This is a genomic window from Porcincola intestinalis (assembly GCF_009696445.1).
GTDB lineage: Bacteria > Bacillota > Clostridia > Lachnospirales > Lachnospiraceae > Porcincola > Porcincola intestinalis.
In genome coordinates this window covers 235,782-258,458 of record NZ_VULZ01000001.1, presented here as the reverse complement: position 1 = coordinate 258,458, position 22,677 = coordinate 235,782, and the positions used below count along the sequence as shown (strand labels likewise).

Genomic DNA, 22,677 nt, shown 5'->3' with positions numbered 1-22,677 from the left:
CAGACATGGGGTTTGCATTACACTCGCACATATGGGGGACGCCGTCAAGCGCCTTCGCATGCGTTGGGCGGCAAGAACAGACGGCGGAAGCCTGGTTGTGCAGCGTCAGGAGACTGCGTGCCGGGCGATGCTTTTGGAGGAATGGATCTGATGCGCACATCGGAGAATGAGAAGGGAACATGCATCAACTGCGGGAAGTGCTCGGGGGAGATGACAATCTTTGCCGGGGTTCCGGAGGAAAAGCGGAAACTGGTCACAGACCGGGGACGGCATCTCCACAAAAGAAAGGGCAGCTATCTGTTTCGGGCCGGAGAGCCGGTCGGTGATATCTGGATCCTGCGCAGCGGAAAGGTGAAGCTCTGCGTAGGCAGCCCTGATGGACGAGAGATGATCATCGGCATCTTTGCCGGCGGGGAGGCTATCTGGGAAGGCCTGTTTCTGAACGGAAGCCTGTATCCGTACTCTGCGGTCTGTCTGACGACGGTCGACGTCTGTGCAATTCCGGTGCACGATTTTCAAACGATGCTGCAGGACACCAGTGTCGCCTGGAGCATTATCACCGTTCTGAGCCGGAAGCTTCACGATGCAAATGAGCGGAATATGATCCTCTCGGCAAAGGAGCCGGAGGTGCGCGTTGCCAAGCTCCTGCTCTACGAGGTGGAGCATGTCTCGAGCCCGGAGATCGACCTCAGGCTGGAGGACATTGCTGCCAGTCTGAATCTGAGGCCGGAGACTGTAAGCCGGAAGCTCCGGGAGATGGAAAAGGCCGGCATTCTGAAGCGGACCGGGAAGGGGAAGCTTCATATCCATGATCAGGAAGCCATCCGGCAGCTTGCAGGATAACATTTTCCTGCAGGATAATATTTTTATAATTCTTGATTATAATCAATGATTATTTCCCAATAATTCCATAAGATAAGGCCGTATCAGAGAACAGATCAAAGAAAGGCTGACTATGGTCGAAGGATACATCCATTCCACTGAGTCATTTGGCTCGGCAGACGGCCCGGGCGTCCGCTTCCTGATCTTCGTCTCAGGCTGCCGGATGCGCTGCAGATACTGCCACAATGCGGATACCTGGCAGATGAAGAAGGGGACTCTCATGACAGCGGATGAGCTGCTGGACCAGGCAGAGCGCTACAGAAGTTACTGGGGACCGAAGGGCGGAATTACCGTCTCGGGCGGCGAGCCGCTTCTGCAGCCGGATTTCCTGCTGGATCTTTTTAGAAAGGCGAAGGCAAGAGGAATCAATACCTGTATCGACACGGCACTGGAACCCTTCACGACACAGGAGCCCTTCTTCCACACATTTGAAAGACTGATGGAAGTGACCGATCTGCTCCTGGCGGATATCAAGCAGATCGATCCGGAACGTCATAAGGCGCTCACCGGAAAGCCGAATGACAACATCCTTGCCGGCTTGGAGTACCTGTCCGGAATCGGCAAACCGGTCTGGATCCGGCATGTGCTCGTTCCTGGATGGACGGACGACGACGGATATCTCAGGCAGACGGGGCAGTTCATCAGCACCCTTCACAACGTCGAGAGGATCGAGGTTCTTCCGTACCACTCGCTCGGTGCATACAAGTGGGAGGAGCTCGGCATTCCCTACACACTGAAGGGAACCGTCAGCCCGTCGCCGGAGCGGGTGAAGGAAGCAGAAGCCATTTTGAGAGGAGAAATATGATGAGAGAAGAGTGGACAGGTTTCAAGGGAAGCAAATGGACGGATGATGTCAATGTCCGTCAGTTCATCCAGGACAACTACACACCGTACGACGGGGACGAAAGCTTCCTCGAGGGACCGACGGAGGCGACCGACAGGCTCTGGGGAAAGCTCCAGGAGCTTCAGAAGGAGGAGCGCAAAAGAGGCGGCGTCCTTGAGTGCGAGACGGAGGTTGTCACAGGTCTGACGGCTTACGGTCCGGGCTACATCGATGAGTCTATGAAGGATCTGGAGAAGATTGTCGGCCTTCAGACAGACAAGCCGCTGAAGCGGGCATTCATGCCATACGGCGGCATAAAGATGGCGGAGGAAGCGGCAGAGACCTACGGCTACAAGGTTAACCCGAAGTTCCACAAGATCTTCAACGAGTACCACAAGACCCATAACCAGGCTGTCTTTGATGCCTATACCCCTGAGATGCGCGCTGCCCGCCATTCTCATATCATCACCGGACTTCCGGACACCTACGGAAGAGGAAGAATCGTCGGCGATTACCGCCGTGTCGCACTGTACGGAATCGATTTCCTGATCGCGAAGAAGCAGGAAGATTTTGCCAACTGTGGCGACGGGACGATGACCGACGATGTCATCCGTCAGAGAGAGGAGATTTCCGATCAGATTCGCGCGCTGCGCGGCATGAAGGAGATGGCGCAGTCCTACGGCTACGATATCTCAGGGCCGGCAAAGGATGCCCATGAGGCTGTCCAGTGGCTCTATTTCGGATACCTGGCTGCAATCAAGACCCAGAACGGGGCGGCAATGTCCGTCGGCCGCATTTCCACCTTCCTGGATATCTATATCAGCAGAGACCTTGCTGCCGGAAAGATCACCGAGAAGGAGGCTCAGGAGCTGATCGACCATCTGGTCATGAAGTTCCGTATGGTCAAATTTGCGAGAATCCCGTCCTACAACCAGCTGTTCTCCGGTGACCCGGTCTGGGCAACCCTGGAGGTTGCGGGCTTTGGCATGGACGGCCGTCACATGGTGACCAGAAATGATTTCCGCTTCCTGCATACCCTCGAGAACATGGGACCGGCTCCGGAGCCGAATCTCACCGTCCTTTACACGAAGAAGCTGCCGGAGAACTTCCGCCGCTATGCTGCGAAGATCTCTGTGAATACCTCCTCGATTCAGTATGAAAATGACGATGTCATGCGTCCGGTCTGGGGCGACGATTACAGCATCTGCTGCTGTGTGTCCGCAACGCAGACCGGCAAGGAGATGCAGTTCTTCGGTGCGCGTGCAAACCTTGCAAAGGCACTGCTGTATGCGATCAACGGTGGAAAGGATGAGAAGTTCCTCGACAAGCAGGGCCGCCACATGCAGGTCGGACCGGAGCTGGCACCGATCACCTCCGAGTATCTGGACTACAATGAGGTTATGCACAAGTACGATCTTATGCTGGACTGGCTGGCAGGACTCTATGTCAACATCCTGAACCTGATCCAGTACATGCATGACAAGTACTACTATGAGGCAGCCGAGATGGCACTCATCGATACCGATGTCAGAAGAACATTCGCAACCGGTATCGCCGGGTTCTCCCATGTCGTGGATTCCATCTCTGCGATCAAGTATGCAAAGGTCAAGACGGTCCGCGACGAGACAGGGCTCGTGGTCGACTATAAGATCGAGGGTGACTTCCCGCGCTATGGAAACGATGACGACCGTGCGGATGACATCGCGGTCTGGCTGCTGAAGACCTTCATGAAGAAGATCAAGAAGCATCATACCTACCGCAATTCCGAACCGACGACCTCGATCCTGACCATCACCTCCAACGTCGTGTACGGGAAGGCAACCGGGGCGCTGCCGGATGGAAGAGAAGCCTTCACTCCATTTGCACCAGGGGCCAACCCGGCGTACGGAGCAGAGCAGAACGGACTGCTTGCATCCCTCAACTCCGTGGCAAAGGTACCGTATGAGTATGCACTGGACGGCATCTCCAACACCCAGACGATCAACCCGGGGGCACTCGGCCACTCAACTGAAGAACGTTCTGAGAATCTGGTCAACGTCCTTGACGGATATTTCGAGAAGGGTGCTCATCACCTGAATGTCAATGTCTTCGGCGTTGAGAAGCTGAAGGATGCGATGGAGCATCCGGAGAAGCCGGAGTATGCGAACTTCACGATCCGTGTATCCGGATACGCGGTCAAGTTCATCGACCTGACAAGAGAGCAGCAGCTCGACGTCATCGCAAGAACCTGTCACGACAGACTGTAAGCTGAATCGAGTAGGGCAGAGATAATCTGCCCTACTCGATTTTTGATTTGAGAATTTTGAGGTAGCCATCTGCCTGACAAAAGAGAGGTGAATCTGGAAAACAATGCGCAGATTCCGCAGGCGATATGGTAAGATGGAACCAGCAGATGACGGGAAGGCCTGCGGGAGGTGTTATGGCTTCAAAATGCAATGTGAACGACTGGGATGAAATCCAGTGTATCAGCGCCTATATGGAAACCGGTGATCAGCTCGTCGTGAAGGGTGTCTATCAGGACAGCTTCGGATTCCCGGTAGAGGGGAGCATCTGTCTGGATGTCCGGAAGCGCACAGTCCATATGGAAGCCGATCAGGGAGACCGGGCACTGAGCGCGGATTATCAGCTGGGCCATCCGATGCATATCCGGACAACACCGAAGCTGTCAAAGATTGAGCTGAACGGAAAGCAGACGCTGATTATCCCGGATGATGATTCATATAATCGGTTTGTAAAATTGCTCCGGTACATTGCCATGGCCGGGAAAGTCGGAGACGATCCGGAGAATGGCGTTTCTGACACAGGCGGAAAAGAAAGAAGCACCATGGCAGCAGGCGGTGGTACGGACGGGCAGACCGGGGCAAGTCCGGAGAGCAGGACAGACCGGGAAAAACAGGTCCGTGCGCTGGCCCGGATCGAGGACAGTGCATCCTACGAACAGCTTCAGAAGCTGGTTGGTCTTGAGTCGGTCAAGAAGGATGTGGTTCAGCTTGCCAATCTGATGAAGATGCAGGTGCGCAGAAAAGAGCAGGAGCTCCCGGAGGTTCCATTTTCGCTCCACCTGGTTTTCTCCGGCAATCCCGGGACTGGCAAGACGACGATCGCCCGGATTCTGGCAGGCATCTACAAGGATATTGGTGTGTTGTCGAAGGGCCAGCTTGTCGAATGTGACAGGGGAGACCTCGTGGCTGGCTACGTTGGACAGACCGCGATCCGGACAAAGGAGAAGATCGAGGCGGCGAAGGGCGGCATCCTGTTCATCGATGAAGCCTATACACTCGCACGCGGAGAAAATGACTTTGGCCAGGAAGCCATCGACACGATTCTGAAGGCAATGGAAGACCTGCGGGAAGATTTTGTCGTCATTGTCGCCGGGTACACGGAGCTGATGAAGGAATTCATCGGCAGCAATCCGGGATTGAAGTCGAGGTTCAATAAGTACATCGAATTTCCGGATTATACGGCTGACGAGCTGGTAAAGATTTTCTACACCATGACGGAGAAGTACAACTACCGGCTGACGGACAAGGCAAAGGAGAAAGCGGAGGAAAAGATTCGAAAGATGGAGGCAGAAAAAGGGCCCCATTTTGCGAACGCGCGGGATGTCCGGAATCTGTTCGAGAAGATTGTGACGAACCAGGCGACGAGGCTGGCAGAACTTCCGGACGCGGATATCAGGGAGATTACGGAAGCAGATATTTGCCTTGTTTAAACTAATATACGGTGTTAAAATAAAGCATCCGATGGGTGTCCGGCGACGGGTTCATCCATGAATGTGTCCCGGAAGGAATCCTGCCGGGGCAAGTCAGTTCACTGGAAAACAGGAACAGGTGAGGAGGATTATTCATGAAACAGGGGAATATGCTGGCGATGATTCTCGCCGGCGGAAGAGGGAGCCGTCTTCATGAGCTGACCTCGAAGGTTGCAAAGCCGGCTGTCTCATATGGCGGAAAGTACCGCATCATCGACTTCCCGCTCAGTAACTGCGCGAACAGCGGCGTCAACATTGTAGGCGTTCTGACGCAGTATGAATCGGTTCTGCTCAACAGTTATGTCGCAGGAGGCGGACGCTGGGGACTTGACACGAAGGACAGCGGCGTTTTTGTGCTGACGCCCCGTGAGAAAGCGGAGACGGGACTCGACGTCTACAGGGGAACTGCGGATGCTATATCGCAGAATATCGATTTCATTGACCAGTACAATCCGGAATTTCTGCTGGTGCTTTCCGGAGATCATATTTACAAGATGGATTACTCCGAGATGCTGAAGGCTCACATCAAGGCGGAGGCGGATGCGACGATCGCCGTGATCGGAGTCCCGATCAGGGAGGCAAGCCGGTTCGGGATCATGAATACCGATGAGACCGGCAGAATTGTGGAGTTTGAGGAGAAGCCGGAGCATCCGAAGAGCAACCTGGCATCGATGGGAATCTATATCTTCAACTGGAAACTGCTTCGGAAGATGCTTGTTGCGGATATGAAGGATTCGGATTCTGCCCACGATTTCGGAAAGAATATCATCCCTCAGATGCTCGCGGACGGGAAAACACTTCTGGCATATGAGTTCAAGGGATACTGGAAGGATGTCGGAACCATCGATTCCCTATGGGAAGCGAACATGGATCTTCTGGACAAGAAGGATGAGCTGGATCTTGGCGCTTATTCCTGGAAAATTTACACAGCGGATGTCTCGACCCTTCCGGCCTACATCGGCGATAAGGCTGAGACAGACCGCGTCTACATCACTCAGGGCTGCGAGTGCAGCGGGAAGGTTACCCACACCGTTATGTTTACAAACTCGAAGGTCGCAGAAGGGGCGACGGTCACAGATTCTGTCCTCATGCCGGGTGCTGTGGTCGAAGAGGGCGCAACGGTCACCCGGGCGATGATAGCCAACGGTGTCCGGATCGGAAAGGGTGCCGTTGTCGGCAGCGCAGACAGTGAGCACATCGAGCTGGTTTCAAAGAATGTAAAGGGGGTGGAGTGATCATGGCAAAGGCATTCGGCATCGTAACTTCAACTCCAAGACGTGTCAGAGTCTACGGCCTGCAGGATTTCCGCTCGGCAGGAGCGATTCCACTGTTCGGAAGGTACAGGGTCATTGATTTCCCGGTCTCCAATCTGAGCAACAGCGGCATCGACAATATCCAGGTGTTCATCGGCGGAAAGTATCCGCGCTCCCTGGTTGATCATCTGGGCACCGGGCGTCAGTACAACATCAACTCCAAGAGAGGAAGACTTCAGCTTCTGTACTGCGAGGAGGACAGCCGGAACGAGGCTTATAACACCGACATCGCCAACTATCTGGCAAACAGAGACTATCTGGAGCGAATGGAAGAGGAGTACGTGGTGGTCACACCGTGCTACATGGTTTTCCGCCAGGATTTCTCGGACCTTCTTCAGCAGCACATTGAATCCGGTGCGGATATCACCATGCTGTATCACAAGGTTTCGAATGCGAGGGACCATTTTTTGAACTGCCGTGTGATGACGCTGGATGATGAACAGACAGTGATGAGCCTCTCCGGAAATCATGCCAACAAGCAGAGCCAGAATATTTTCATGGATACCTATATCATGAAACGGGAGCTATTCCTGACGCTGATTGACAAGACAGCTGCCTTCTCGTCTGCGTTCTCGATGTCGCAGATGCTGGAGTACCGGCTCGGAAAGACCGATCTGGTGATTCGCGGGGTACAGCACAAGGGCTACTTCGCAGCGATCGCAGATCTGGATGCATACTATGAGGCCAATATGGAGCTGCTGGATCAGAAGACGACAAAGTCGCTGTTCACAGTCGACTGGCCTTTCTATACAACCACGACGGACGCCTGCCCGACCACAATCATGGAAGGAGCGACTGTCAGAAGGAGTGTCGTCGCAGATGGTTCAGAAATCGAGGGTGATGTCGAGAACTGTGTCCTTGGGCGCGGCGTCAAGGTTGGAAAGGGCGCCGTTGTGAAGAACAGCATCATTCTTTCCTATGTGGAAATCGGACCCGGTGTCCATGTCGAAAATGAGGTTGTGGACAAGTGGACGAGAATCACACGAACGAAGGAAATGACAGCACCTGAAGGGAAAACCGGATTTGTCAGAAAATCTGATCTGCTTTAAGAACCTATTCCCCTGTACCTTCATTCAACGGAGGTACAGGGGATTTTTCCGCCTTCCTCCAGCCAGTCTTTCGGCGGCGGCAGACAATGCAGGGATACAGGAGAGCGTATCATACTCAACAGAAGCAGTCCTTCGTGAGGGGGCCGTGCTTCCCAGGCATGCAGCGGTGAGGGGGGGAAAAAAAACATCGGTGACAGGCATGTTGACTTTGTCACACTGTACAGTGCCTTTCAGGCACCGCCGCCGCGGTTGACATCTTGGATGTGAGTGTTTATAGTCAAGTACGACTCTTGGAGACGGGACAGACAGAAGGGAATAACATGACATTAGACGAACTCCCGATTGGGAAAACAGCAACCGTCAGCGTTGTCGGAGGTAGTGGAGAATTGCGGCAGCATTTCCTGGATATGGGAATTATCCCGACCACCGACATTACGATGGTGAAATATGCCCCTATGGGGGATCCGGTCGAAGTACGGATTAAGAGCTATGAGCTTTCACTACGTGTCGCAGACGCAAAGCAGATCGAGATCAGAGATGTACGCGATGGGCTGGATGCAGCGCATGGAACAGAAAATCAAAACGCAGCAGAAATGGGAAGAGAAGCTGCGGTGCGTGAGGGTAAGGGGGACCGTCATAATCTCCGGCAGGCTGTGCCTCACCCAGGACTTGGTGAAGGTGGTAAATACCATGTCAAGGCTGATGAGCATCCGGTTCCGGATGGTACCATCCTGACATTTGCCCTTGCCGGCAACCAGAACTGCGGGAAGACAACGCTCTTCAACCAGCTGACCGGCTCCAATCAGCATGTCGGCAACTTTCCGGGCGTGACAGTCGACCGTAAGGACGGCGCGATCCGCGGCTTCAAGGATACGCTGGTGACAGATCTTCCCGGCATTTATTCGATGTCGCCCTACACGGATGAGGAGATTGTCTCCAGACAGTTTATTCTGGACAACCATCCGAAGGGTATCATCAACATCGTGGACGCGACAAACATTGAGCGGAACCTGTACCTGACGATGCAGCTGATGGAGCTGAATATTCCGATGGTCATCGCGCTGAACATGATGGACGAGGTTCGGGAGAATGGCGGCTCGATTCTGATTAACAAGATGGAGGAGATGCTTGGCGTGCCGGTCGTTCCGATCTCGGCTGCCAAGAACGAAGGCATTTCCGAGCTGATCGACCATGCCATCCATGTGGCCAAATACCAGGAGCGCCCCGGAAGACAGGATTTCTGCTCCGAAACGGAGGATGGCGGGGCAGTTCACAGATGTCTTCACGGTATCATGCATCTGATCCAGGACCATGCTCAGAAAGCGGATATTCCGCTCCGGTTTGCAGCTTCGAAGGTTGTCGAGGGGGATGAACGTGTCATTAACCGGCTGAATCTTGATCAGAACGAGAAAGAGATGATCGAACATATTGTTCAGCAGATGGAGAAGGAACGCGGACTTGACCGTGCAGCTGCGATGGCAGACATGCGCTTTGATTTCATCAACAGGGTCTGCAGTGCCTGTGTAGTAAAACCCAGAGAAAGCAAGGGACATATCAGATCGCAGAAGATCGATAAAATCTTGACAGGCAAGTATACGGCAATCCCGATGTTTGTTCTGATCATGGGGCTTGTCTTCTATCTGACTTTCAACGTAATCGGTTCGTTTTTGCAGAACTTGCTTCAGGCAGGGATTGATGCGCTTGGCGCTCAGGTATCGACGCTGCTTTCGCAGGCCGGTTCCAGCAGCTGGATTAAATCGCTTGTTGTCGATGCAATTTTTGGCGGCGTGGGGACAGTCCTGAGCTTCATTCCACTCATCGTCGTCCTGTTCTTTTTCCTGTCGATCCTGGAGGACTCCGGCTACATGGCGAGGGTGGCATTCGTGATGGACAAGCCGCTCCGTAAGATTGGCCTTTCCGGCCGTTCGATTGTACCGATGCTGGTCGGTTTCGGATGCACGGTGCCGGGTGTCATGGCATCGAGAACCCTTCCATCAGAGAGGGACAGGAAGATGACCATTCTGCTGACTCCTTTTATGAGCTGTTCAGCAAAGGTTCCGATTTATGTGTTCCTGTCGGTTCTGTTTTTTCCCGGGCATGCAGGTCTTGTCGTTGTCTTTCTGTACCTGATGGGCATCCTGACTGGCGTGCTGGTTGCATGGATCTTTAAGAAAACGACATTCCGCGGCGAAGCGGTTCCGTTTGTCATGGAGCTCCCGAATTATCGGATGCCAAGCCCGAAGAATGTCCTTCAGCTGATGTGGGACAAGGCAAAGGATTTCCTGCAGAGAGCCTTCACGGTCATCTTTCTGGCGACCATTGTGATCTGGTTCCTTCAGAATTTTGGGACGAATCTGAATATTGTGGAGGACTCTTCAAAGAGTATCCTGGCGGTCATCGCCGGCGCTGTTGCTCCGATCTTCAAGCCAATGGGACTGGGGGATTGGCGGATTGTGACTTCCCTGATCGCAGGCTTCATGGCCAAGGAAAGTGTGGTCTCCACATTGAACCTGGTGTTCGGCTCAAGGGCAGCCATCACGGCAGCGATCACGCCGCTGGCAGGCTTCTGTCTTCTGGTATTCTGTCTGCTCTACACCCCCTGCGTCGCTGCAGTCTCCTCTGTGCGCAGAGAGCTTGGGACAAAGTGGATGTTCTTTGTTATAATCAATCAATGTGTGATTGCATGGATTGCAGCATTTGTTGTGTCACTAGTTGGAAGAGCGCTGGGACTAGCCATCTAACCGGTCCTGTGCGGAAAGGGGAAAGCAATGGTACGTCATGTCATTTTATGGAAACTGAAGGAAGAGCTTTCGGCAGAGGAGAAAGCGAAGGTAAAGAGGGAAGCGAAGGAACATCTGGAAGGACTGGTCGGTATCGTCCCCGGGCTTCGCGAGATGCATATCCATATCGAAGGCCTTCCGTCCTCCAACATGGATATGATGCTGGATGCGCTGCTGGATGACGCTGCATCCCTGAAGGGATATGCCGTGAATCCGAATCATGTCAAGGTGGCAGACACTTATGTCCGGCCATATACGGTGGTTCGCTCCTGCCTGGACTACGAGGTCTGACAGCCGGGCGGGTTCTGCGCATGCTCCGCAGCATCGCTTTGCCTCCTTGTGTGGATACAAACGCCAGACAGGCAGGTCAACGATCAATATGGGGAAAGCGGAGCAGCGGAAGGCACAGGGCAGCGTGCTGCGCGAACAATTACAGCTCCTGCCTGCGGAATTTTCCAATCATATCCCAGGTCAGGGAAACAGAATGATCCTCACAGGCGAGCTCGTCTCTCGGTATCCATTCCGCGGAAGCGAGCTCGCCTTTCCCGTCTGTATTGAGGTGCACGGTCGGATCGCCATCGACCTCCGCGGCAAAACCTGAGATCAGCGAGGAGGAGAATGCCCATGGCTGCGACTCAATATACCGGATGTTTTTTACCCGCAGCCCAACCTCCTCCATCGTCTCCCGGCGTACAGCATCCTCGAGCGTCTCCCCAATCTCAACGAAGCCGGCTACCAGGGAGTGACGCTTTGTACCCTTCCGGCTGTACTTTGTCAGCAGGATCCGGTCTCTGTCCGTGATGGCAATGATTACAACCGGTGAAATCCGCGGATAATAGATATGCCCGCATTTCGGACAGATCACGGCACGCTCTGTCGTTGAATGAACCGTCGCAACACCGCATTTTCCACAGAAATGATGGAGCGTGTACCACTGCGCCAGCTGGACGGCTGTCGCAGCCCCGAATGAGAGATAGTCGTGTTCCAGCTCACGGAGCGCCATCTCATTTACATACTGGTATGGGGAACGTGCGGCGGGCGCACCCGGATAAAAGAAGAAACACTCCTCGTCGATTGAGAACAGATAGGTCAGAGGTAGTGAATGAGTATCCGGAGCTGCTTTGTCAGAGGTAAATCTGGCTGCTGGGACAGAAGAGGGGGCTGCGGCGGCCTCAGAGGCAGATGCAGCAGGGGAAGAGAGGAGACCGGAATCACGGAGAAGATCCGAGACAGTCGGAAGCATCAGGCGGCCGTCTGCATGCTCCTTCAGGAGAATCTTCCGGTCATCAACCACAATTACATAATCCGAGCCCTTCGGGGCGGACGGGGTATATTCATTCTTGAACGTATGAGGTGCGATATCCTGTATCATATCTTGTTCCTTTCCTTTCAGGCTGATATTTGCTAGAATAGCACTGTTCAGATGAAAATGACAGAACGTTCCAGGATTGGGTGGCTGTTCATGAGACATATCGAGACAATACTAAACAGAATCCCGGACGGAAGATCAGGCAGAGAGCTCACGCCAGGCTGCCTGGTGCTGGAGGGCGGCGCTTTCCGGGGACTCTATACGGGCGGTGTGACGGATACCCTGTTGCTGAATAACATCAATATTCAGACGGTCATCGGCGTTTCAGCCGGGGCACTTTACGGAGCCTGCTACTGTGCAGGAAGAATCGGATGGCCAAGCAGGTTCAACATCACCCACTGCAGAAATTCGAGCTATGCCGGGCTTCGCGCCATTCGAAAAAACCAGGGTGTGATCGGTTTCAACATCGTCTTTGATACCTTCAAGACGGAGGATCATGAGAACATTCTCCGGATTATGAGTCCGGAGAGACGGCTCGTCGCTGTGGCGACAAACTGCCTGACCGGCCAGCCAACCTATCTGGAGAAGACAAACTGCTCGGACATGTTCACGGCCATAAAGGCTTCCGCAAGCATGCAGGTTCTCTCCAGAATGGTCTATCTTGATGGAATTCCCTATCTTGATGGCGGGAATTCAGACTGTATTCCGGTCGACTGGGCGATCGGCCAGGGGTATGAGAGGATTATTGTCGTAAAAACACATGAGCGAGGCTGGCGGGATCCCGGGGAGCCGGAGACACAGCTCCGGGCTGAACAAAGGCTTTACCACAACTTCCCAGCGCTGTATGATTACATGATGCATGCGGATGAGCGCTACAACAGGCTCTGCGATCACATCGATGAGCTGGAGAAGCAGAAACGGATCCTCGTGATAGCCCCCAGTCAGCCGCTTGATGTCGCAAGGCTCGAGAAAAATCCGGAGAAGCTCTACCGGGCATACCGGATGGGGGTTGTGAACACAGAGCACCGGATGGAACGGATCAGAAGCTATCTGGGAATGACGCAGGGGTGATGTGATCGTGTGTTTCGCTGGCCGGTGTCCTGAGGGAGTGATATCATATTACGCTGGCGGGAGCGCAGCGGCTTAGCATTCCAGATACCGGAAGCTCAGGTTGGTCAGGTGCAGGAACGGATACCTCCGGATTTCACGAGAAGTGCAGATTTTCTGCATGCACAATGACAGCAAGAGTAACCCAAAAGATAGAAAGGACAAGGATGGAGAAGGACAATCAGGAGAAAGTCATTGTCATCGACTTTGGCGGGCAGTACAACCAGCTTGTAGCCAGGCGTGTGCGCGAGTGCAACGTGTACTGCGAGATCTACTCTTACAGAACGCCGCTGGATCAGATCCGGAAGATGAATCCGAAGGGAATTATCCTGACAGGCGGACCGAACAGTGTCTATGAGAAAGAGGCGGCAACCGCTCCGAAGGAGCTCTTCGAGCTTGGTGTACCGGTTCTTGGCCTGTGCTACGGCGCTCAGCTGATGAACTATGTGCTTGGCGGGAAGGTTGCGCGCGCTGATGAACGTGAGTATGGGAAGACGGAAGTGATCGTCGACAAGCCGCTTTCCAGACTTTATGACGGAATTCCCAGCCCGATGGTCTGCTGGATGAGCCATAACGATTATATTGCAGAGCCGGCGCCGGGATTTGAGATCACTGCCCATTCCGCAAACTGCCCGTGCGCATCTGATGAGGACCCGGAACGGAAGCTGTATGCGATCCAGTACCATCCGGAAGTGCTGCATACGATGTTCGGAAAGGAAATCCTCCGCAACTTTGTGATCGGAATCTGCGGGTGCTCCGGCAGCTGGAAGATGGAAGATTTTGCGCAGAAGACAATCCAGGAGCTGAGAGAGAAGATCGGAGATGGGAAGGCACTCTGTGCACTTTCGGGCGGAGTGGACTCCTCCGTCGCCGCGGTCCTGCTTTCCCAGGCCATCGGAAAGAACCTGACCTGTGTCTTTGTCGATCATGGTCTTCTCCGCAAGGATGAAGGGGACCTGGTGGAGTCTGTCTTCGGACCGGATGGGCCGTATGACCTCAACTTTATCCGTGTCAATGCCCAGCAGAGGTTCTATGACAAGCTTGCCGGTGTGACCGAGCCGGAGAAAAAGCGCAAGATCATCGGGGAGGAATTCATCCGTGTCTTCGAGGAGGAGGCAAAGAAGATCGGCGCAGTCGATTATCTCGTGCAGGGAACGATCTACCCGGATGTAGTCGAGAGCGGGCTTGGCGGAGAATCCGCCACCATCAAATCCCACCACAATGTAGGGGGCCTGCCGGATTATGTCGATTTCAAGGAGATTGTGGAGCCGTTGAGATACCTGTTCAAGGATGAAGTCCGGAAGGTCGGGCTGCATCTTGGAATTCCGGAGAAACTCGTCATGCGTCAGCCATTTCCGGGTCCGGGACTGGGCATCCGGATCATCGGCGAGGTGACAGCTGAGAAAGTCCGGATTGTGCAGGACGCAGACGCAATCTTCCGCGAGGAGATGGCGAATGCCGGACTCGACAAGACAACCGGTCAGTATTTCGCTGCACTGACAAATATGCGCTCTGTTGGTGTCATGGGCGATGAGCGTACCTACGACTATGCAATCGCCCTCCGTGCAGTTAACACAGTCGACTTCATGACGGCAGACTCCGTCGAGATTCCTTATCCAGTGCTGAAGAAAGTCACTTCAAGGATCATCAATGAAGTCTCGCATGTCAACAGAGTCTTCTACGACATCACCAGCAAACCGCCGGGAACGATCGAGTTTGAATAGTAAATAAAACTCCTGAAACCAGCTTATTTGGCTGGTTTCAGGAGGCCAGATATTGAAAAAAGTATCAAAAAAGTATCAAAATACACTTATTTCTGCGGGTTTTCATCATCCGGGCCTTTTTCGGGCTCGGATTTTTGCTGCCCTTGATCCTTCCTGTCGAGGATCTCTTCGGCTGCACTGTCCAGGAACCCGGTCACCTTCGCGTCGTTCTCCGGAAGCATGTGCGTGTAGGTGTTCAGGGTGGTCGAGACCTTCTCGTGTCCGAGCCGGTTGCTGACGGTCGCGATATCCACACCTCTGCCGATCAGGAAGGAAGCGTGCGAGTGCCGGAGTTCGTGCACATGGATCTCCGGGAGCCCGGCCTGCTTTGCCACCTTCTTCAGCTCCACGTTCAGAGCTGTCTTGGAATAGAGACACAATCTTTCATTTTGCCCAATATAAACGGACTCAATATACTTACGTATATCCTGATGAACCGCTTCCGGGATCTTGACCCTTCTGATTGACTTCTTGGTCTTCGGCTCCTGGATGTACTCCTTGCCATGGACCACTGCGTAGGACTTCCGCACGATGACCACGTTCTCGCCTTCCGGGATGTCCTTCGGAGTGAGAGCGAGGAGCTCTCCCTCACGGATCCCTGTGAAGAAGAGGATTTCGTAGAGGATCCGGTACAAGGTCTTCTTCTCGTACTGGAGGAAGATCTGGAACTGCTCAGGCGTCCAGATCGTCATCTCGTCCGCCTTGGCTACACCGATCGAACCTGTGACCCGGCACGGATTAGTCGGGAGCTTATAATATTTTACTGCGTAGTTCAGAATCGCGCTCATCTGCTCGTGTAAAGAATATAGATAGGTTTCACTGTACGGTTGACCGCTCTTCGGGTTCCTGGCATCCAGAAGCTTATTCTGCCATTTCATGATTGACTTCGGAGTGATGGAGTCGATCGGGGTATTACTGTAGTATGGAAGGATGTGCGTCTTGAAAGCCCACTCCTTCTGAGCGTAGGTGGTGTTCTTGAGCTTTGGCTTCATGTCGGCCATGTACGCCTCATAGAGCTGACCCATGGTAAGATCCGGACGCTCCTCTCCTTCGCTCACGTATCCGTCATACCATGCCTTAGCCTCGGCTCTGGTCATGAAACCTGCCTTGTGGACCAGACGGTTCTTACCGGTCCAGTCCTTCGACCAGAAGCGCAGCTCCCACTTGGTCTTCCCGGTCTTGGTCTTGTATTTCGTTATCGTTCCCTGGGATGCCATGTCAGCCTCCCTGCTTCCTGATCACATCGATCGCACTTTTGATTCCGGTCATGGCATTCGGAGACCCGCTCATGGAATCAGCATACATAGAAGAACCGTTCCAGTGAGATGATACGCTGAATACAACCTTGGATAAATCACCTTCAGCGGTGAACGATATGTTTACCTTATCATTAGGAAGAATTTCCGGAGTGACTGCTTTGATCTTTCCATAACGTGACATTGCATTGAACGCCATCAAAGTAGAGGCAGCCCCACCTACATCCGAGTCTTCGTAATCAGGAATCTGCACATCGATTGTTGACTCATCTGGTTTCAAAGTTCCGGTAGCCTTTTCTCCAAAACATGAAACTATCCAATAATATGAATTGTTATAGTAGTCCGGAGCTGGGTTATTCTCTGGATCAAGAAGGTGGAGATAATAATTATTCTTATTCTCCACAGCATGGGCTCCGTAATATTCCTGAAAAGCAGTCTCATAGCTTGAACTCAAAGCTTGGTTTGTTGTGAGAGAAGCGTGTATAACTCCGAAGTTATCAGGACCACTGTAATCGTCTATACCGAAAATTTCATAGACATCCTGAGTCTTCAAGTCATGGCCGGCAATGAATTTTATCTTTCTCTTCCCAGATATAGCAGAGCGCTGAAGAACCATAATCGTATCTTCTATAAATTTCCATGCGCCATTTTCTGGAATCGTGTCAGGGTTCTGCTCAATCGTCAGGTACCCATCATTGTCAAAATAGATTTCAAAATTTTCATTCACTTCCTTTACAGCTTCATAGATACTTCCGGAAGTGATGTAATTCTTTTGCGACTGTGTTTGCTCTGACTCACTTGAAACATCCGCAGCCATAGCCGGAATGGATCCAGCCATCGCAAACGCCATCAATATGGCCACCATCCTTCTTTTCATTTTTTCTTCCTCCCAGCTTTTCTACTCCCCTTATAGCACCGGTACCAATCGATGCTGATTATTTTGCCTGCTTCATTTCGGCGGGTTCTTCGAGGGACCCGGATGCTGCGAGTCCTTTAAGATACCCTTTAATCTCTCCACGAAACTCGATCTTGGCGTCGTGAGGAAGCTGATTCATTAAATCCAGCAACTCAATGTCTTCATGGCTGATTCCGCTAACCAAAGACTCCTCACCCGTCATTAAATAATCCATCGAAGAGTGTAGCAAATTTGCGACTCTCAACAGCTTATCTGCAGAAGGAATATTCACGTCCCATTTTCGTATTGTTCCTCTCCCGATACCTGCCATTCTTTCTAATTCGGCAAAAGTTAGATCATTTGTACTTGCCAGGTCTTTGATCCTCTCGGTGAGTGTCATTACAACACCTCCCCAAATAGAATCGCAAATTTAGTCATTTAGTTGTTGACATGACGCAAATATGCGATTACTATATAGACAGTTAACAATGGTTAACGACAAAAGGAAGCCACGACGCCTGCAAACGAACTGGTTTCCTCGAGTAACAGTATGGACGACCCTCGGAGGCGTTCTTGGCGGGATTCTTTCCGCAGGGTAGTTCATACAAGCATTTTATTAGCTTTTGTAACAAATGTAAACGTAAACCGAGAAAGGAGGGAGCCGGATGGCTAAAATTCCAGAGTCTGGTCTGGATTTGATGATGCAGTGCAAGCGACTCGGCATCACTCAGAGCGAGGTCGCTTCAGACCTCGGGATTACGAGAACTTACCTGAATTTGATTATGCGAGGGAACAGAATCCCGACAGAGCAGATTCAAACCGCGCTTGATCAAAAGCTGGAAGAGCTCAAAAGGATGCCTTCTCCTGACTTAAGTATATCAGGCGGAAAGGAAAAGGAATGATGAAGGGATTGAATGATACCGGGGTAACAATTTGGAAGATTGCACGAATTCAGCGTGCAAAGACCTACCCGAGGTACAGAGACCGGATGGCTGCAGCTGCAGACCTGGCAATGTCAGCCAGCACGCTTGCAGATATCGAGAACGGAACAAGGGATCCGCTTCCGGATGAGGTCTGGGCGATGAGCGAGATTTATGGATCCCCGGAACTGAGATGCACCTACTGCCATGACTACTGCCGGCTTGGATCAGATGTCCCGAAGGCTGAGAACCTTAGCCTCGACCGGATCAGCATCCAGGCATATGGAACTCTGAAGAAGGCGGGAGAGATCAAGGATTCGCTGATGGAGATCGTTGAGGACGGAAAGATCACGGAAGACGAGAAGCCGGAACTTCAGAGCATTATGAAGTCACTCGATGATATCGTCCAGGTCGCGCAGGACCTGAAGGTATATGTAGCAAAAGCAAAGCTGGAGGAAGAAGAGGAGGGTTTCTGATATGAGAGCGGAAACGGTCGAAATCGGAAAGGTGGAACGGAGCTACTTCACCGCAGACGATGTGATGCAGCTCCTCGGAGTTGGAAGGCGGACAGCCTACGGATACATCCGGAGGGTGAGAAACGAGGCAGTCAGCAAGAAGAAACTGCCTGAGGATTACCCGCACGGGAAGATCCCGAAGGCGCTCATGAAACAGTACTACATCTGAGAAGGAGGAAACAAAGATGCTCAAAAGATTCGCAAGAAAGTCCATCATCAAGGCCATGGCCGCGGCGGTGACGATCGGATTCCTGGCAATGATCAGAACAAACACCAAGACAACGATTCCGGGAGATGCCTTCTGCGGAATCATGTTCTACGAGCTGAACTACTACATGCTCCGGTGTGCATACTCCGACCTGAAGAAACGCAGGGACGACGCCATGCAGAAGAAAGCACTTGAGGCGGCTTTAGAGAGATCACTGAAGGCCGAGAGGAGAAACGTCCAGAGATGGGAAGACACCACATTTGCAGCATAATAAAAGCTCATCTTTTCAGGCTGGGAACCGAAATCAGATGAGCTTTGGGAGTTTGAGAACACTAGGCGCGTGTTCTTACCTCCGAAAATATCACATCAACCAATCTTTTACAAGGAGGTCCAAATGAAACTCATAACACTCACCCTTGATAATTTTCAGGGAGTCACGCATGCAGAGTTCGACTTCTCGGGTCAGAGCTGCTCCATCTACGGAGACAACGCGACCGGAAAGACCACGGTTTTTAATGCCTTCACATGGCTGCTCTTCGATAAGGCCAGCACAGGTGCGAAGAACTTCTCACCGAAGACGACCGGAACACACGAGCTCGACTACTCCGCATCGGCGGTCATCCAGGCGGATGACGGATCGCAGGTAGGACTCAGAAAAGTATTCCACGAAGTTTACAAGAAGAAGAGAGGATCCGCAGAGCGCGAGTTCTCAGGACATACCACCGACTACTTCATCGACGGTGTCCCGACGCCGGCAGGAGACTTTAAGGCGAAGATCCAGACGATGGTCGGAGACGAGGAACAGCTCAAGATGCTGACCATGCCAGACTACTTTCCGGAGAAGCTGGCATGGCAGGACAGACGGAAGATCCTCCTCGACATCTGCGGGGATGTGAGCGACCTGGACGTCATCCACCACACCAAGGAGCTGGTCGACGCGAAGTTCGAGCAGATGCTGCAGGTTCCCGGCGCGGATCGGAGCTACACAGTCGACGAGTTCCGCAAGATCACGATGGCGACCAGAAAGAAGATCAACACCGAACTCGACACGGTCCCTGAGAGGATCGATGAAGCGCAGAAGGCCATCCCGGATACGGATGGAATGAGCCTGGAAGACCTCAAAGCCAAGAAAGATTCCATCGAAGGCGAGATCAACACCCTCGACATGGAACAGCGGATGCAGACGACGGATGCGACTTCCGAGATCATGACCCAGATTTCAAACGCCAGAGCAGAACTTGCGGAATCGAGGAATGCTTACGCGGCATCAGTCGCAAAGGAGAATGAAGGCAAGACATCACAGCTCAGGCAGATGCAGGAACAGATTAGGGAGAAACAGAAGCAGGCCTTCGAACTGAGAGGATCCATCTCCCAGATCGACTTCGACATCAATTCCATGGAGCAGAAAAGGGAGTCCCTGATAAGTGAGTACAAGGAAGAGGCTTCAAAGGTATGGAACGACGATGATGCGGTGTGTCCAACCTGCCATCGGCCATATGACCCGGACAAGGTAGATGAGATGCATCAGGCATTCAACCTGAGAAGATCTCAGCACCTCGAGGATATCAACAGGCGGGGCAAGGCCTGCAGCAAGACGGCCATCCAGGAGCTGAAGGACAAAGCATCTGAAGAACTTAAGAAACTCGGAAAGCTCACTTCCGAGATCAAACAGATTCAGGACACGGTCACGGAGCTTTCCAGAGCACTCACTGAAGTGCCTGACTTCACCACGACGAAAGAGTATCTGGCGATCAGCGCAAGGATCATTTCCCTCCAGAACTCCATGGCAGATTCTTCACAGGCATCACAGAAGGCAAGCGGGGACCGGATGCAGGCCATCGCCCAGAAGAAGGCACAGCTGGAAGCCATAGAGTCGAAGATCGCTTCCTTCACCGTAAAGGAACGGCAGGAGAAGCGGATCGAGGAGCTGAAGGCAAGCCAGAGGACTCTGGCGGAGGCTTTCGAGGAAGCAGAATACAGGATTCACCTCTGCGATGTTTTCACCAAGGCTAAGGTTTCGCTCCTCGACCAGAGAATCAACAGCAGGTTCAAGACGCTCCGATTCAAGCTATTCGAGGAACAGCTCAACGGAGGAGTTACGGACTGCTGTGAGGTCATGATTCCTTCACCGGACGGAAGAATGGTCCAGTACGCATTCGCGAACAATGCCAGCAAGATCAACGCAGGCCTTGAGATCATCCACACGCTCTCGACCGCCTGGAACCTCTGGATCCCGGTGATGGTCGACAATGCCGAAGCGGTCACGCACCTGACTGAATATCCGGGCATGCAGATCATCCGGCTGGTGGTCAGCGAGAAGGACAAGAAGCTCCGCATGGAACTCGATGCAGCATAAAGTAGACAATCCGGCCGGCAGATGTCTGGTGCATCTGCCAGCTGGATAATCTTCCCTTCCAGAGTGATGAATAGGAAGGGCAATAAACACCAATCCACAAGGAGGATTCAGAATGGCAAATCAAGTGGCAAACAAGGTCAGCATCGCGGCGTACCTTACAAACGACGCGGTCAAGAACCAGATCAACAAGGTCGTCGGCGGGAAGAACGGCGACAGATTCATCTCTTCCCTCATGAGCGCGGTTCAGACGAACCAGACGCTTCAGAAGTGCACGAACAACAGCCTGGTCAACGCGGCACTCCTCGGCTACACGCTCAACCTTTCCCCATCTCCGCAGCTCGGCTACTTCTACATGGTGCCCTACAACAACCACGGGACGATGGAGGCGCAGTTCCAGATCGGCTACAGAGGACTCCTGCAGCTGGCAATGCGGTCCGGACAGTACCGGAAGATCAACGCGGTCCCGATCAAGGAAGGCGAGTTCGTTTCCTACAATCCGCTGGACGAGAGCATCGAGGTCAACATCATCCAGGACCCGGAGGCAAGGGAGAAGGCACCGACGATTGGGTACTACGCGATGTTCGAGTACCTCAATGGATTCCGCAAGGAAATGTACTGGAGCAGAGGACAGATGGAGGCCCACGCGAGAAGGTACAGCAAGAGCTACGGCTCGGGTCCCTGGAAGACGGACTTCGACAAGATGGCGATCAAGACCATGCTTCGTCAGCTCCTCGGTCACTACGGAATCATGAGCATCGACATGGAAGCCGGATTCCTTGGAGACCAGGCTGTCATCGACTACAGGGACGGGCAGCTGACTCCTCGGTATGTCGACAGCACTCCGGAAGGAGCAATCGCATCGGCACAGGAGGAGATCAGCGAGAGCGCCAACACGCAGGAAATCGATGTGGCTCCTGAAGCGCCCCAGAAAGCCGCAGGGCCGGCTGAGCAGAACACCCAGAGAACTAAGTCAGCAACTCAGTCAAACCATCAGGAGCAGGCGGAGGCAATTCCTCAGCCTGACTTCTGATGGAGATCGAGCCCATCGCATCCGGCAGCACAGGAAACTGCTACCGGATCAGCGATGGAAAGACCAAGATCCTGATCGAGGCCGGGATTCCGGTCAGCAGGATCATGCAGGCATGCGAATTCAGGATGTGGGAGATTTCCGGCTGCCTGGTCTCCCACGAGCATGGAGATCATGCATCACACGCACAGGACCTGACCCGGTACGGAATCGAGGTCTACACCTCTCAGGGAACCATCGAAGGAACCAGGCAGTTCCGATACGCGCTCCACGGCCCGCTGGTGCACCCTGTGAAGGCGATGCAGGCATTCCAGATCGGGAGCTTCACGATCCTTCCATTTGATGTCGAGCATGACGCCAGAGAGCCGCTCGGGTTCCTGATTAAGAGCGAGATCACCGGTGAGAAGCTCCTATTCTTCACCGATACCTACTACATCAAATACCGCTTTCCGGGACTCAGCTACATCATGGCCGAGTGCAACTACAACATGGATCAGCTCCTGAAGAACGTCGATGAAGGAATCACACCGGCATTCCGGATCCAGCGGCTGGCGAAGAGCCACATGAGCCTGGAGACTCTGAAAGAAATGCTGCAGGCAAATGACCTGAGCAATCTGAAACAGATCTACCTCCTCCACTTGAGCTCCGATAACTCAGACGAGGAGACCATGAAACAGGAGATTCAAAAGCTGACAGGCGTCGAGGTTTACGTCTGCTGAGGAT

21 protein-coding genes are annotated in these 22,677 nt (G+C 53.0%); 17 read left to right on the top strand and 4 right to left on the bottom strand.

Going from position 1 to position 22,677, the window contains the following annotated elements:
* Positions 1–150 precede the first annotated feature (150 nt).
* The 8 genes from FYJ35_RS01315 to FYJ35_RS01280 all read left to right on the top strand — a co-directional run bounded on the left by FYJ35_RS01315 (position 151) and on the right by FYJ35_RS01280 (position 10,889).
* Positions 151–843, top strand: coding sequence for a Crp/Fnr family transcriptional regulator (locus FYJ35_RS01315; RefSeq protein WP_205839650.1), 693 nt, complete (start codon positions 151–153; stop codon positions 841–843).
* Between the two features lie 112 nt (positions 844–955).
* Positions 956–1,687 (top strand): pyruvate formate-lyase-activating protein, encoded by a 732-nt coding sequence (gene pflA / locus FYJ35_RS01310; RefSeq protein ID WP_154522017.1) that lies wholly within the window; start codon positions 956–958, stop codon positions 1,685–1,687.
* Positions 1,687–3,951 (top strand): formate C-acetyltransferase, encoded by a 2,265-nt coding sequence (pflB, locus tag FYJ35_RS01305; protein ID WP_154522451.1) that lies wholly within the window; start codon positions 1,687–1,689, stop codon positions 3,949–3,951. The genes pflA and pflB overlap by 1 nt, the downstream gene beginning before the upstream one ends.
* A 173-nt stretch (positions 3,952–4,124) precedes the next feature.
* Entirely contained in the window at positions 4,125–5,417 is a 1,293-nt protein-coding gene (locus tag FYJ35_RS01300; RefSeq protein ID WP_235906291.1) for an AAA family ATPase, read from the top strand.
* A gap of 134 nt (positions 5,418–5,551) precedes the next feature.
* On the top strand, positions 5,552–6,691 hold the full coding sequence (locus FYJ35_RS01295; RefSeq protein WP_154522014.1) for a glucose-1-phosphate adenylyltransferase: 1,140 nt from the start codon (positions 5,552–5,554) through the stop codon (positions 6,689–6,691).
* A 2-nt stretch (positions 6,692–6,693) separates the two neighbouring features.
* A complete protein-coding gene (glgD, locus tag FYJ35_RS01290) occupies positions 6,694–7,818 on the top strand; it encodes a glucose-1-phosphate adenylyltransferase subunit GlgD (protein ID WP_154522011.1) in 1,125 nt (374 codons plus the stop codon).
* Positions 7,819–8,138: 320 nt separating this feature from the next.
* Positions 8,139–10,559 carry a ferrous iron transport protein B gene (gene feoB / locus FYJ35_RS01285; protein WP_154522008.1) on the top strand — a complete coding sequence of 807 codons (2,421 nt, stop codon included), beginning with the start codon at positions 8,139–8,141 and terminating at the stop codon, positions 10,557–10,559.
* Positions 10,560–10,586: 27 nt separating this feature from the next.
* The gene (locus FYJ35_RS01280; protein WP_154522005.1) at positions 10,587–10,889 is read left to right on the top strand and encodes a Dabb family protein; all 303 of its coding nucleotides are present in this window, start codon (positions 10,587–10,589) and stop codon (positions 10,887–10,889) included.
* A gap of 139 nt (positions 10,890–11,028) precedes the next feature.
* On the opposite strand, the gene nudC is transcribed toward FYJ35_RS01280, so the two are convergent.
* Positions 11,029–11,970 (bottom strand): NAD(+) diphosphatase, encoded by a 942-nt coding sequence (gene nudC, locus FYJ35_RS01275; RefSeq protein ID WP_205839649.1) that lies wholly within the window; start codon positions 11,968–11,970, stop codon positions 11,029–11,031.
* Positions 11,971–12,060: 90 nt separating this feature from the next.
* On the opposite strand from nudC, the gene FYJ35_RS01270 reads away from it, so the two are divergent.
* Both FYJ35_RS01270 and guaA read left to right on the top strand, forming a co-directional pair.
* Positions 12,061–12,978 (top strand): patatin-like phospholipase family protein, encoded by a 918-nt coding sequence (locus tag FYJ35_RS01270; RefSeq protein ID WP_205839648.1) that lies wholly within the window; start codon positions 12,061–12,063, stop codon positions 12,976–12,978.
* A gap of 203 nt (positions 12,979–13,181) precedes the next feature.
* Entirely contained in the window at positions 13,182–14,738 is a 1,557-nt protein-coding gene (guaA, locus tag FYJ35_RS01265; RefSeq protein WP_154521996.1) for a glutamine-hydrolyzing GMP synthase, read from the top strand.
* An 86-nt stretch (positions 14,739–14,824) separates the two neighbouring features.
* Here guaA and FYJ35_RS01260 read toward each other — a convergent pair whose 3' ends face one another.
* The 3 genes from FYJ35_RS01260 to FYJ35_RS01250 are packed head-to-tail and all read right to left on the bottom strand — an operon-like array spanning position 14,825 to position 17,328.
* On the bottom strand, positions 14,825–15,994 hold the full coding sequence (locus tag FYJ35_RS01260) for a site-specific integrase (RefSeq protein WP_154521993.1): 1,170 nt from the start codon (positions 15,992–15,994) through the stop codon (positions 14,825–14,827).
* Position 15,995: 1 nt separating this feature from the next.
* The gene (locus FYJ35_RS01255; protein WP_154521990.1) at positions 15,996–16,910 is read right to left on the bottom strand and encodes a hypothetical protein; all 915 of its coding nucleotides are present in this window, start codon (positions 16,908–16,910) and stop codon (positions 15,996–15,998) included.
* 58 nt (positions 16,911–16,968) lie between these two features.
* Positions 16,969–17,328, bottom strand: a complete 360-nt coding sequence (locus FYJ35_RS01250; RefSeq protein WP_154521987.1) for a helix-turn-helix domain-containing protein — start codon at positions 17,326–17,328, stop codon at positions 16,969–16,971.
* Between the two features lie 265 nt (positions 17,329–17,593).
* Here FYJ35_RS01250 and FYJ35_RS01245 point away from each other — a divergent pair, with 265 nt between their 5' ends.
* The 7 genes from FYJ35_RS01245 to FYJ35_RS01215 all read left to right on the top strand — a co-directional run bounded on the left by FYJ35_RS01245 (position 17,594) and on the right by FYJ35_RS01215 (position 22,673).
* Positions 17,594–17,830: a helix-turn-helix domain-containing protein gene (locus tag FYJ35_RS01245; RefSeq protein ID WP_154521984.1), complete on the top strand. Its 237-nt coding sequence runs from the start codon at positions 17,594–17,596 to the stop codon at positions 17,828–17,830.
* Positions 17,827–18,324 (top strand): helix-turn-helix domain-containing protein, encoded by a 498-nt coding sequence (locus tag FYJ35_RS01240; RefSeq protein WP_154521981.1) that lies wholly within the window; start codon positions 17,827–17,829, stop codon positions 18,322–18,324. The genes FYJ35_RS01245 and FYJ35_RS01240 overlap by 4 nt, the downstream gene beginning before the upstream one ends.
* 1 nt (position 18,325) lies before the next feature.
* Positions 18,326–18,532: a MerR family transcriptional regulator gene (locus tag FYJ35_RS01235; protein ID WP_154521978.1), complete on the top strand. Its 207-nt coding sequence runs from the start codon at positions 18,326–18,328 to the stop codon at positions 18,530–18,532.
* A 16-nt stretch (positions 18,533–18,548) separates the two neighbouring features.
* A complete protein-coding gene (locus tag FYJ35_RS01230) occupies positions 18,549–18,842 on the top strand; it encodes a hypothetical protein (RefSeq protein WP_154521975.1) in 294 nt (97 codons plus the stop codon).
* Positions 18,843–18,965: 123 nt separating this feature from the next.
* Complete coding sequence (locus FYJ35_RS01225) at positions 18,966–20,927, top strand: AAA family ATPase (protein ID WP_154521972.1); 1,962 nt, start codon at positions 18,966–18,968, stop codon at positions 20,925–20,927.
* Positions 20,928–21,039: 112 nt separating this feature from the next.
* Positions 21,040–21,957, top strand: a complete 918-nt coding sequence (locus tag FYJ35_RS01220) for a recombinase RecT (RefSeq protein ID WP_154521969.1) — start codon at positions 21,040–21,042, stop codon at positions 21,955–21,957.
* A complete protein-coding gene (locus tag FYJ35_RS01215; protein WP_205839647.1) occupies positions 21,957–22,673 on the top strand; it encodes an MBL fold metallo-hydrolase in 717 nt (238 codons plus the stop codon). Before FYJ35_RS01220 ends, FYJ35_RS01215 begins: the two co-directional genes overlap by 1 nt.
* Positions 22,674–22,677: the final 4 nt, after the last annotated feature.